Annotated in this window: 13 protein-coding genes; 3 read left to right on the forward strand and 10 right to left on the reverse strand. The window is 45.6% G+C overall.

What is annotated here, in order from left to right; genetic code table 11:
• Positions 1-73 precede the first annotated feature (73 nt).
• Positions 74-655: a TetR/AcrR family transcriptional regulator gene (locus MKX64_RS23280; RefSeq protein WP_095263723.1), complete on the forward strand. Its 582-nt coding sequence runs from the start codon at positions 74-76 to the stop codon at positions 653-655.
• Positions 656-683: 28 nt separating this feature from the next.
• Positions 684-1,883, forward strand: coding sequence for an Acg family FMN-binding oxidoreductase (locus MKX64_RS23285; RefSeq protein WP_341037605.1), 1,200 nt, complete (start codon positions 684-686; stop codon positions 1,881-1,883).
• Between the two features lie 509 nt (positions 1,884-2,392).
• On the opposite strand, the gene MKX64_RS23290 is transcribed toward MKX64_RS23285, so the two are convergent.
• The 7 genes from MKX64_RS23290 to MKX64_RS23320 form a co-directional block, all read right to left on the reverse strand.
• Positions 2,393-2,791 carry a hypothetical protein gene (locus tag MKX64_RS23290; protein WP_341037606.1) on the reverse strand — a complete coding sequence of 133 codons (399 nt, stop codon included), beginning with the start codon at positions 2,789-2,791 and terminating at the stop codon, positions 2,393-2,395.
• Positions 2,792-2,836: 45 nt separating this feature from the next.
• Positions 2,837-4,000, reverse strand: a complete 1,164-nt coding sequence (locus MKX64_RS23295) for a hypothetical protein (RefSeq protein ID WP_341037607.1) — start codon at positions 3,998-4,000, stop codon at positions 2,837-2,839.
• A 955-nt stretch (positions 4,001-4,955) separates the two neighbouring features.
• Positions 4,956-5,249, reverse strand: coding sequence for a hypothetical protein (locus MKX64_RS23300; RefSeq protein WP_341037608.1), 294 nt, complete (start codon positions 5,247-5,249; stop codon positions 4,956-4,958).
• 155 nt (positions 5,250-5,404) lie between these two features.
• On the reverse strand, positions 5,405-5,971 hold the full coding sequence (locus MKX64_RS23305; RefSeq protein WP_341037609.1) for an RNA polymerase sigma factor: 567 nt from the start codon (positions 5,969-5,971) through the stop codon (positions 5,405-5,407).
• A 637-nt stretch (positions 5,972-6,608) separates the two neighbouring features.
• Positions 6,609-7,007: a RidA family protein gene (locus MKX64_RS23310; protein WP_095263719.1), complete on the reverse strand. Its 399-nt coding sequence runs from the start codon at positions 7,005-7,007 to the stop codon at positions 6,609-6,611.
• Positions 7,008-7,403: 396 nt separating this feature from the next.
• Positions 7,404-8,105, reverse strand: a complete 702-nt coding sequence (locus MKX64_RS23315; RefSeq protein ID WP_341037610.1) for a hypothetical protein — start codon at positions 8,103-8,105, stop codon at positions 7,404-7,406.
• 123 nt (positions 8,106-8,228) lie between these two features.
• Positions 8,229-9,125 carry a sigma-70 family RNA polymerase sigma factor gene (locus tag MKX64_RS23320; protein ID WP_155617797.1) on the reverse strand — a complete coding sequence of 299 codons (897 nt, stop codon included), beginning with the start codon at positions 9,123-9,125 and terminating at the stop codon, positions 8,229-8,231.
• Between the two features lie 211 nt (positions 9,126-9,336).
• Here MKX64_RS23320 and MKX64_RS23325 point away from each other — a divergent pair, with 211 nt between their 5' ends.
• Positions 9,337-9,822, forward strand: a complete 486-nt coding sequence (locus tag MKX64_RS23325) for a carboxymuconolactone decarboxylase family protein (protein WP_095263717.1) — start codon at positions 9,337-9,339, stop codon at positions 9,820-9,822.
• Between the two features lie 128 nt (positions 9,823-9,950).
• Here MKX64_RS23325 and MKX64_RS23330 read toward each other — a convergent pair whose 3' ends face one another.
• From MKX64_RS23330 to MKX64_RS23340, 3 genes are all read right to left on the reverse strand, one after another.
• The gene (locus tag MKX64_RS23330) at positions 9,951-10,250 is read right to left on the reverse strand and encodes an SDR family NAD(P)-dependent oxidoreductase (RefSeq protein WP_095263716.1); all 300 of its coding nucleotides are present in this window, start codon (positions 10,248-10,250) and stop codon (positions 9,951-9,953) included.
• A 105-nt stretch (positions 10,251-10,355) separates the two neighbouring features.
• Entirely contained in the window at positions 10,356-10,925 is a 570-nt protein-coding gene (locus MKX64_RS23335; RefSeq protein ID WP_095263770.1) for a TetR/AcrR family transcriptional regulator, read from the reverse strand.
• A gap of 101 nt (positions 10,926-11,026) precedes the next feature.
• A complete protein-coding gene (locus MKX64_RS23340; protein WP_341037614.1) occupies positions 11,027-11,623 on the reverse strand; it encodes a YdeI/OmpD-associated family protein in 597 nt (198 codons plus the stop codon).
• Between the last annotated feature and the right edge of the window lie 113 nt (positions 11,624-11,736).

Here is an 11,736-nt window from a genome sequence, read left to right on the forward strand (position 1 = left end):
TCACTTGAGTTGACATAAAATCGGTGACCCTCTATATTTAGAGTAATTACTCTAAAGCAGAGGTGATGTGTGATTGAACACCAAATCACGAATTGTGCAAACTGCGGTTCAGTTATTTAATGAGCAAGGGATCGGCAAAGTATCGACCAATCATATCGCCGCTGCCGCTTTGATGAGCCCAGGCAATCTCTATTATCATTTCAAGAACAAGTCCGAGATCATCCAAGCGATTCTGCTGGACATGTATGAGGAATGGAATGAGGTATGGTCGCTCCCCGAACATGTCACACTGACCCAACAGCATCTGGAGCAGAAGCTGCTGATGAACTTCGACATTTTGTGGCGGTATCGATTTTTTTACCGGGAGGCACTGTCATTGTTTCAGGCAGATGAAGCTTTAAGACTCCTGCATACGGAGATGATGAACACCCGACTGGTGGAGCAGGAAGCGTTTATACGAAGATTTATCACGGATGGCGTGCTGCGGATCGAAGCTGATTCCGAGCAGCTGCAGAAACTGCTGATCGCCTGCTGGATCATTGCGAACAATTGGCTGTCCTTTCTCGAGATGAACGGTCAGCCTGTCGATGAGGTCAGTTTTACCGATGGCGTCGGCCTGATCTGGGCAATACTCGACCCGTATCTCGTGAAGTAGACAATAATCATATACTGGAGGATGGATTGTGGAGCCTACGAAATCGGATCAACCGCATAAGAACATGTCAAGAAGGAATTTTCTCAAGGCATCAGGGGCTGCATTGGTGCTGCTCGCAGGAGGAGGACTATACCGGGCTGTGGATCAAGGGGTATTCTCTACGGCCCGGGGACCCGCTTATGTTCCCTGGAATGTCGATGTAGCGTTTGAACCGGACCTTGCAGAGAAGGATCCTGTCAAATTGGTACAATACGCTATATTGGCCGCCAATGCGCATAACACCCAACCGTGGCTGTTCCGTGTACAGGATAACCGAATCGACTTATTCGCTGACCTGTCCCGAAATATCGGTGCCATGGACCCCTTCTATCGGGAAATGAACATCAGCCTGGGCTGTGCGATTGAGAATCTGTGTCTGGCTGCTAAAGCGTTCGGTTATGAGCCGAAGGTGCAATTGCATGAAGGGGAGTTTGACCGTATCAAGGTTGCTGATATTACGCTGTCAGATCGAATTCCGGAAGTTTCGCCCTTGGTCCGGATGATGACGAAGCGGCATACCCATCGCGGCGCTTATGATACCAAGCAGCCAATACCGGAGCAACTGCTGCGGGACATGAGCCTGCTGAGCCGGGATAATCCGAATGCAGATCTGGTATGGCATGCGGACGATCAATCGAAGAAGCACGTCGGTGCACTGATTATTCAAGCAACGGAAGCGATCATACAGGACTCGGTTCAGGCTCACGATAGTCATCGCTGGTATCGTCATACCAGGGAGGACATTCATCGCTTCAAGGACGGGACAACGCTGGACGCCACAGGCAACCCCGCCTTCATCCGGGCACTTGGAAAGCTCCTCCCCATCTCCGAGGCGTCTTCGAATGATTACTGGCTCAGCATGACAAAAGACACGCATATTCCAACAGCCGCCGCCTTCGGCAGCATCGTTGTCTCCGCCAGGTCCAGAACGCAATTGCTGGAAGCGGGCCGCTTGTGGCAGCGGGTTCACCTTTGGGCTACCAGCAAGGGACTTGCTCTCCATCCTTTGAATCAAGCGAATGAGCGTCAGGACCGGGAACAGCAGCTTGGACTGGAGCCGCTCTTTGGCAGCGCCCTTCAGCGGCTAGCTGGCCGCGGCGAGCATGTGTTTCTGTTTCGCATCGGCTATGCGCGGGAACAAGCGATCCCGAGCCCGCGCCGAGCGGCGGAGGAAGTGCAGCTGCAATGATCCGGGCAGGCGCGAAGGACAATGCACATTTCTCCGCGAGCACCTACATCTTGATAAGTCATCATTCCTCGTTATGTCGCTGCGGAACGGAATGTGGGATGAACTCCGATCCGGGCTGACAGGATCGTTTGCCAGATGCCAAAAAAGCATGAACTCGAGATCCCCCCGAATTCATGCTTTTTGTAGTCAAAATATGCTGCCAGGAAAGCCATTCATCAACGGGTTATACATAAACTCATTTCCTGCATTCCAATCACACATCAAAGTCGACATCATACAAAAACTGAAGCCGTTTATGAAGCAGCTGCGAAGGAGCGATTGAAAAAGCAGCGTCCCGCAATTTCACCAAGAGCGGATGGTTCACTTGAGCCTCGGAGAGACTTGACCATGTCAACTAACCCGTAGAAAATATCAATCAAAAAAGACCGCTCTGCAAACGGTCATACTGCACTGTACCTGAGTACTGATAACAGCTTAGACGAACTGGCTTTATCAACCGTGCACGACTTTTAATTCCTTGGAATATCGTAAATATCATTAGGATCATTGGTCTGTAGCACTATTCCTTCATGATCTAATACAATAATAGTGGGCGACTGTTCAATAGCAAATAGTTTCTTATAGTCATATTTTTGAGTTTGGTCATCCAGACTAATAAAAGACATATTATGAATGGGTAACGATTCAAGAATAGCTTCTGAATTTATGACATTCAGCATTTCTTCGATAAGTTCGGAATAATCTGATTGACGCCCATCCCAAAAGACATAAATATTGTAGGATTTTTGCTGAGGCGAAACCATGTCACGGACGGCATCTTCTTTCCCCGTAGAACAAGCGGCCAGCGTGCAGGTGAAGAAAATAATAAGGAGAACATTTAAAATTCTGCTTGTTTTAATAGTAATCACCTCGTTGAAGTCAAGGGGGCAGAGCCCCCTTGTTATTCTTTACTATTACTCACTAACAATAGAAGCTGTGAATCTAGGAATATCAAAGCTATCTCGCAAAATAACATCTTGTGCAGGAATATTACCGAAGTAGTACATTGCTCCGATTTCAACCGTTGCACTCGTTGACACCTCAGTACTTCTTCCTGCACCAGTAATTGTTGTTATTCCTTCTAGATAATACTGGTCCAGGTCTCCCCTTCTACTATCAACAAAATCAAGATACTGTCTCTTCAAATTCCAATTTGCAGAAATTCCTGGAGAAATACTGTTATTAGAACCTAACGGTAAAGTTACCGTTACTCCAACTCCTCTGTAAGCAGCTTTTATAGTGACATTCCTAGGGTTGTTAGGATTATCTACAGTAGGTTGAGTGCTTCCTTTAGGACCACTTCCGACAAAAGAGTAAGTAGCATTTGTAGAAATCACCATTGATTGGTCTTTTATCAGTGTCCCCCTACGACCATACGGATCAGTCCAAGTATTTAAGGTACCGTACAATGGTGAAAACTTAAGTTGTACAACGCTACTTCCGGTTGCAATATAATTCGTATTCCAAAAAACACCACCATACATATAGTTACTGTACTTATATGATTTGACCACAGGCAAATCCCCTGATGCCATTAGACTCATTTTGCTTATTGGATCTGGTATGCCTTGAACTGTATTCTTTTCGACCCCATTAGCCAATGTTTTTAAATCAATTGGCTCTATTGCTGCAAATCGAATATATTCCTTAGTTTCCAACACATTTGATGAGAGATCTTTATTGAATTCGTTTGGTAATGCTTCATGACGGCGAGTTAATACAATATTTCCGTTAGCGTTTTCTTTTTTATCATAAACCAAGCGAACATAGACACTATTTTGGTCATCAATTTCTCCGGATGCAGAGATAAGAGTAGTATTAAACTCGTTGCTGAATTGTTTCTCGTATTTCAGATTCTCATAATTTTTTCCATCCAGAAAAAGGTCAAGATTTTCGGCATCTTTAATGACAACTTTCATATTTTTGTAGGAAATTGTTTTCTCATAGGTGTCAATATCATATTGATATACATTTTCGAATTCAAAAACATCAAGCTCATTAGAGTCAGCACTCACCGGGAGAGCAATCAAAAGCATTGCCATTATTACTAGGCAAGAAATCAAAATTTTCTTGTGCATGATGATCTTTCCTCCTTCTTAATATACAACTTCAATTCTCGATTAGTCCTTACTAAACGTAAAAAAGAGTTCACCTCCTGTTTTTTACATTTCGCGGAGCTACCTCACTTTAAATGGCAAGAGTTTTAATATTGATCTACAGCTTGTTTGTTCCTTGCCATAAAAAATAACGTAGCATTTAGGATGACTGTTACATAAAAGACTATCTACATACTTAAGACGGCTTATCTTATCAAAACATGACGCTAATTAATAAACTTTAAAAGGAAAAAAAATAAAAAAAATCCAATACATATATTAATAGTTTTTATTACCAATAGATGAATACCTCTCTTGTAAAAGAATTATAACTTCTTTATCATAGCCGATTTATAGATATTCGAAGAAGTTTATAATTGCTGCTATAAGGGGTTTTGTCGTCTATATCATTGACTTCAAAAAATAGAGAAGTGTGTTCACATATGAAGAAAGCACTATATGCATGATGGCAATGGTAGTATGTCTATTACTATTCATCCCAGGACAAGCCTAGGCCTCAACCACTCCTTTGACAGAATCACCACCAAACTTTCGGCACAAGATTTTGGATAGTATTGGGGTTCAAATAACACTACAACACTGGACTGGCTCTCAATGGCTGGATGTAAATGTTGAGCAACTACATACGATAATAGCTCTTATGCTTACTTTAGCCGTTATATTTCCGTCGTAAGTGGATACTATTATCGAGTGAAATCAACACATTGGATTACTTATGGGAATGTCAGAGTAGAAGGCACACGTTATTCAAATTCGTTACTTATCGACTAGTTACAAAAAAGAGGAGCGCACGGAAACCGTTTGCTCCTCTTTTTTAATATTTGAAGATTTTGCTAGTAACAAAATTTCTTCTTCTGATATATTTCCAGATATCCATATTCATACCAGTTCTGTAGTGAACCACTCATTGTGCAATTCATAGCCAGTTGGTAACAAATCTGGAAGTTTTATCGAAAAAGAAACACTCAGCTGTGCTTCTTCCAACGTTAATTCGATCATTTTGAAATCCGGCGTTATTTCCTTTCTCTCCTTCAGTTGGAAGGGGAGGAAGAGTTTTAGCATTCGTATCATCGCGATCCGTCCACTCATGGAAAAATTCCGACATCGTTTCCTGAATATTATTGAACAAAGTAGAAAATGAATATGCGCCTGGTACGTTCATATTCATAGCATAACTTAAGACTAGAGCACCGATAAAAACAGCAGCCATATATCGTAATCTTAGATTTCACTGTCTCCAGTTCCTTCTTTTTCTTAGACAGGTCTTCACTTTCAACCAAGAGCCAGTGCTGTCTGGAATTTCAATTTTGCTATAAATCCTCTGCAATGATTCCCTGAATTCCTCTTCTAGTCTATCCTCATCATTCATAATCGATCCCATTTTCTTTGAAACTGTTGAAGCAATTTCTTTCTGGCGCGCAGCAGTTTTTGACTTACTGCCTGTTCGGATAACTGAAGAATAGCGGCCACTTCTTTACCGGACAATTCATTTATATAAAACAATGTAATTATTAATCGATAATCCGGCTTTAGTTCGGCTATTGTCTCATGTAATAACTCATCTCGAACTTTATTCTCAATTTCCTTATCAACACCTGACGAGCCTATACCTAATTTCATTTTACTCTCAATGAGATTGACGTCACTTATACTTGTCACATTACGCTCTTTATAAACTCTTTTCAAATAATCAAAAGTTAGGTTTCGAACAACTTGCCTAATCCAAGAAAAAATATTAGAAATCTCATGTTTCCGTACAGCAAATATCACCTTGAAAAAAGCTTCTTGAATCAAATCCTCCGTAATCGAGTGATCCTTCACCAAATAGTAGATGTCTCTGTAAGCGAAATTATAAAAAGAACGATATATATTATGCTGTACTTCCGTTTCCAAATCCTCAAAGCGATAAAGTAGATAGAAACATTCCTTCACTTCGGCATCCTTTCTTTCTTTTCATTTTTTTAACCTTACGTAATAACAATCCCTACATAAAAAATCCAAATGATGTTTTTTCCAACTTTATGCATATTAAAAGTGAATGTAAATAACAAATACTTCCAACCGACTTACTATTGACTTCATTAATGCAGTACATACTACTCCGAAATCTCATAAGAGTTGGTCTGTATACTTCTTCCCTTAATTTATGAAACGCTTTCTTTGTAACTTAAGTTTCATATTTCCAGATCAATTGCCAATTATGTAATGAAAGTTGCTAGCCTTTTTAATTCTGCGAGAATATCCATCATTTCCTTATCCACCTCGCGCTAAGCTTCATGGGGCAACGAGATGAACTGTTCCACCATTTCCCCGGGATATATGATTTTCCCCATTCTTTAAACTCATCCTCATGCTCCATCTTATACATTAAGGATGTGAGGACAGGACAAGAGACTGGGTAGGTTAGCGTCAAGCAGCGCTTGCATTCGCTCGCTCCCACAGCTGTCTAATATCAGCGTAGCAGAGAACATAACGGCGGTATCCGAACGTAAACATGGTGTGGATGGGGACAAGAAAACATGGAACCTCAATCATAAAGGTTCCATGTTCGGATGAAGTGTGTATGAAATTAAACTTTAGCAGCCCATATTTCGATTTCTATCTTGATTTCCGGCAGCCCCAAAGCCGTAACATAGGCTACCGTCATCGCAGGGTACTCATCATTGAAGAATCGTTCCCACTCGGAATAGAGGTAATTCCAATCAATCGGCTCAATTGCCCAAATGTTCACTTTAATAATATGATCTGAACATAATCCTTCTGCTGCCAATACGTTGTGGATGTTGGCAAAGGTCAGCCCGATCTGTTCATTCATGTTCTCAGGGAACTGCCCGTTGGGATCGATGCCGATCTGGCCGGATGTCACAAACCATTCCGCATTTCTTGGAATTTTTGTAATATGGGTGTATTTCCCTACCGGTTTCGGCATGCTGACTGGATTGGTTCTTGTAATTTTATCATTATTCATTGTTAGTTCCCCCGTCTACAGAAAATTCTGCTGTGTTCTCCAGTAAACCGCTTTTTGGACACACTTCACCCTTGGAGCGATTTGTCTAGAAGAAAACAGCAGTAGAGTATCCATAACCCGCAGATAAAGCCATGAGCGATCTTTTCTTCATCAGATGGATACTCCTTTCTTGTTCACGGACGGATTTGATAACATCATAACCCCAGTCTACCACACCTGCTCAAGCCATTTCACCTATGTCCTATGAGATCTTGTTTGCAGCCTTTTCGTGTCTTACAGGCCTCAAGAAAGTGTACGTACGCTTGCGCGCTTGGGTTCAAGGCAGTTATGCATTTCAATCCGAGTGGCCTTTCAGTATAGAAAACATCTATCCTAGTATAAGTACGCAAGTTCACTTCAGGTACGTTCCAAAAGGTACGTTCGGATGAGATTTAGTGCATAGAAAGCTCCTCCGATGGCTCCTGAACTTTTCCTCTTCCCCTTAGCCTCCATAATCCGGCCGCAATGCCCATACACCCGGCGGCTACCAGCACCCCGTGAGCCACTCGCAGCGGCTGGGTTCCCAGAAATTGAGGAAGATACAGCAGGAATCCCATCGTGAAGAGCACCAGCCCATTTCGGTAAAGCACCGGATTTCCATATGACCATAACCACCAGAATGGAACCGATGCCGATCAGCAGCAGCCCCGCAAGAATCATGAGAAACCCGGAGCCATAACGAATGTCATCCGCCAGGGCGATCCATTCGGCACTTTGCTCTGCGAGAGCACGCTTTCCAAGCGCATGTAAACCGAATACCTCAGCACCATAAAAGGGCAGCGTCAACCCGATTCCGAGCCAGGTGACCACGATACTGCGAAGGGCAAGACGCCCGCAAGACCCGTTCTGTAGAAGTAGACAAAGTCCCAGCAGCCCTGCACCCAGTAACGTGAAGGCCACAATCGCGAGCACATGGGATACGATCCAGGCCGGAGAAGCAAAAGCTGCCGCGCCCACCAACGATGTCTCATCAGAAAACGGACGGATTGCAGGATAGAGAACAAACAGAATCCCGGCAATGACTAAACTGACAGAGGCTAACCGAATGCGCTTTTCCATAAATCCCTCTCCCCGAAAACTAATATAATTAGTATTTAAACTAATCTAATTAGTAATATAACTAATATAATTAGTTATATCAATCGGTTATTTCATTCACTATTTCCGCTTGCTCGTCACGGTTTAGTGATCATCAGCGCATGGGGAATGACCATCATAATTCAATACACCCAAATCGATCGTATGAAGCCGCTCTGGGTTCGAGATCAATTCCACTTCGGTAATGATCCCGCACTTCACTGTGAACTTCAACACGTAGAGCAAGTTGCCGCCAGGGGCCGCCACGATGCCCACGCTGCCGTCCACCCAGGCAAGCTGAGCTGATTTCTGCGCACGTCCGGCTACCTTCTTGGCCAGCGCCGATGCACCGCGGAACACTCTCGGCGTTCCGTCTTCCCGGTCGTCCCGCAGAACCACATCCGGATCCAGAGCAGCAATCAGCTGATGGAGATCTCCTGCATGCGCTGCTGCCAGAAAAGCCCGCACCACATCACGCTGAGCTGCCACGCTGGTATCCAGAACCTCCTCCGCTCCGCGGATCCGGCGTCGTGCCCGGCTCGTTAACTGCCTTGCTGCGTCGTCTGATTTACCAATAATCGAAGCGATCTCGTGAAATGGCATTCCAAACACGTCATGGAGAATCAAACTGATTCGTTCCGCCGGCTTCAAACGGTCCAGCACGACCAACATGGCAACGCCTACGGAATCGGCGAGGACAGCTTCCTGTTCCGGATCGGCATACGAAACGGCTGCAAGCGCCTCCGGCGGATGCTCCTCAAGCGACTCCTCTTTCCTCGTCTTGCGAGCCCGCAGCATATCCAAGCAGATCCGCGATACGACGGTAGTGAGCCATCCCCCGATATTGTGAATATGATTCACATCGCTGCGGCTCAGACGCAGCCATGCTTCCTGAACCGCATCCTCCGCTTCGCTCAGAGAACCAAGCATACGGTACGCCACGCCATGAAGATGCGCCCGGTGTGCTTCGAATACCGCTGCCAACCCTGCCTGATCATTCATCTTGCTTCCCCCTTCTTCTCTTTCGGACAGTACAGCAATCCCTCTATCTTTATTGACGACCGCCACTCAATTTATGTGACATCCTCCCTGCATGATCTATTCATCGGCACTAGGCCCGAGTGTTTGTCACACTTCCAGACCGTGATCCGTCATCGTATTGTAGGACCGAATAACGGGTTTACACCTAAATCACGAGAAGGAGTGTATGTTGATGTCATCCAGAATGGACAATCCTGCTGCCATTGTGCCCGATATGGGCCAAGCCTTGCAAATGTTAGGAAATGCGCTGTTTTCGTCTGCGGCACAGACCGGTGTTCCGAAGGGACTCCTGTTCCTGTGCTACTTGCGCGCCAGCCAGATTAATGGGGACAGCGTATGCGTACAGCTTCATGCCCGCAACGCACTGTCAGCGGGGGAAACGACAGAGCGCGTGCTCGCAGCCGCCGCGTGGCGCGATACGCAGCTATTCAATGAAGCCGAGCGAGCGGCTCTCGCGCTATGCGAAGCCATTACCCGGATTGAAGACCGGGCACATCCGGTGCCGGACGATATCTATGACGAGGCGGCAGCACATTTCGGGCAGCAAGCGCTGGCCACGCTGATCGCCGGGCTTGCCACCGTCAACCTGTATAACCGGCTCAATGTGGCGACCGGACAGCTGGCCGTGAGTGCGGATACAAGCAAGCCCGGTCAATAAGCAATTCAAGCAGGGAGCAGCGTTCGATTTCTCTCCTGCTGTTCATCATTCGATGTACGAACCCACCAAACCCCAAAAAGCCTGCAGCATACGCTCCCATAGAGCAATGCCTGCAGGCTTCTTTCGCATTACAGAAGCATGCCCGTGCGGACAGCGATATCGCCATACCCGGCATTGTTCACGACCACATCAAGACATCCGTACCGGCTCTTCGCCTCTTCAACCGCTTGAGATACGGCCGACTCATCGCTGACATCCAGAGCAAGGGGGTAAATGCGATCTCTGTACGTCTCGACCAGACCGGCGAGTGACTTCGGGTTGCGGGCCGTGGCAATGACAACATCTCCTTTGCGCAAGGCTGCTTCAGTCAAGGCGCGGCCAAATCCCCGGGAACTGTCTGTAATAAACCATATTTTTGGATTCGTCATGGGATGAACTCTCTTTCGATTAATGAATGTTCATTTATTGTACATCAAAAAAATGGGCTCGATAACGGCCATCACATCTCCCCTTTCTCGTCATTTCCATTTGGATTATACCTTTATCGCATCCCAGCTCATATCAATCGCTGCTTGCAATTGCTGCTGGTCGAACTGCGTTCCGTTCTTGACATGCTCCTTCGCAAGTTCCACCACCGGCATGATCGAATATACGATCAGCATCCGAACATCCGCTTGCTTGAACAGCCCTTGCTGCTTGCCTTCTTCAAGCATGTTATAGATCGGCTCGAACATCCCTGTCGTGTCCAAACACCATTTCTGCGGAAACGGGGAATGAATCATTTGCTCCAGGAACAAAAAGTACGCTGTGTTGCTTTGTATAAAATCAACGTAGTTATGAATAATCGACTCAAAGCGCTCCCGGACGGCCTTCTTCTCATGCAGCCCTTCGAACATCTTCTCGCTTAACTTGCCTTTTACCTTCAGGTACGTGTTAAGCAGCAAATCCTCCTTGTTCTCATGATAAATATAAATGGTTGCAGCCGACACATTGGCCTGCTTGGCGATTTTCGAAATTGAAATGTCAGCGAACCCGATCTCACTCACCAATTGGATCGTAGCATCAAATATTGCCTCTACTTTATTATCATCTCTATGTCTCATATCCACAACAGTAAATGATCATTCATTTAATGTCAATGCAAGCAACTCCATTCCTGATGGAGTGCTGTCGGCCCCAGCCTCAAGAGCACGTCTTATGATGTTCAGTTGTCATTCATTCCTTTGCCATCCAGAATATGCGGCACATATTTCTCGATGCGCGACACCCTAGTTTTGGCTTGCTTCGCCCCGTTAAAATAAAGCACATACGCTCTTTGACGGCCCGGCGTCAAGGCTTCAAAAGCCGTCTGCAAAGCTGGCATGTCGGCGAATTTCTGCTGTAATTCTTCCGGGATGACCAGCGGCTTGTCCTTGGCCGCAGGCACGGCTGTCCCAGCTTTCTCGACCTCGAGAGCGGCATGAACGAACGCTTTCAGCATCTCTTCAGCCTCGGTAATTTCCGGAACCCCCGTAAACCGAATCTGACGCGCCGCCTGCACGTTCTCTGTCATCTGAATCAGGACTCCGTGCGGGTCAGGCAGCAACGCGCCTTTAAAAAACATCAGCGCAACATACGCTTTAAACGGCTGGATAATGCATATATTTTTGCCCTGAGATGTGTAGCAAGGCTTCCCCCACTTCAATTCCTCGTCCAATGGACAATCAAGCAGGATCATTCTCAGTTTCTCCATTTCAAATATCCACTTGTCAGCTTTCCCCAGAAATTCATCTACCTTCGGATTCGCTTCATGATAAGTCATCCCGTAACCCCCCGCTTCTCCATTAATCTTGCGATATGCTCTCATTATTAATCACGGATCAGTGAAAAGTAAAGAATCGTACCCTGGAAAGCCAAAGAATCCCTGTGCCGCCC

The sequence above is a fragment of the Paenibacillus sp. FSL M8-0334 genome, from assembly GCF_038000405.1.
GTDB classification, from domain to species: Bacteria; Bacillota; Bacilli; order Paenibacillales; family Paenibacillaceae; genus Paenibacillus_AQ; species Paenibacillus_AQ campinasensis.

Coding starts and splice junctions, on each gene's coding strand:
- MKX64_RS23295 (WP_341037607.1), bottom strand. CDS start 4,000: ATGCACAAGAAAATTTTGATTTCTTGCCTAGTAATAATGGCAATGCTT.
- MKX64_RS23300 (WP_341037608.1), bottom strand. CDS start 5,249: ATGGCTGCTGTTTTTATCGGTGCTCTAGTCTTAAGTTATGCTATGAAT.
- MKX64_RS23310 (WP_095263719.1), bottom strand. CDS start 7,007: ATGAATAATGATAAAATTACAAGAACCAATCCAGTCAGCATGCCGAAA.
- MKX64_RS23315 (WP_341037610.1), bottom strand. CDS start 8,105: ATGGAAAAGCGCATTCGGTTAGCCTCTGTCAGTTTAGTCATTGCCGGG.
- MKX64_RS23320 (WP_155617797.1), bottom strand. CDS start 9,125: ATGAATGATCAGGCAGGGTTGGCAGCGGTATTCGAAGCACACCGGGCG.
- MKX64_RS23325 (WP_095263717.1), top strand. CDS start 9,337: ATGTCATCCAGAATGGACAATCCTGCTGCCATTGTGCCCGATATGGGC.
- MKX64_RS23330 (WP_095263716.1), bottom strand. CDS start 10,250: ATGACGAATCCAAAAATATGGTTTATTACAGACAGTTCCCGGGGATTT.
- MKX64_RS23335 (WP_095263770.1), bottom strand. CDS start 10,925: ATGAGACATAGAGATGATAATAAAGTAGAGGCAATATTTGATGCTACG.
- MKX64_RS23340 (WP_341037614.1), bottom strand. CDS start 11,623: ATGACTTATCATGAAGCGAATCCGAAGGTAGATGAATTTCTGGGGAAA.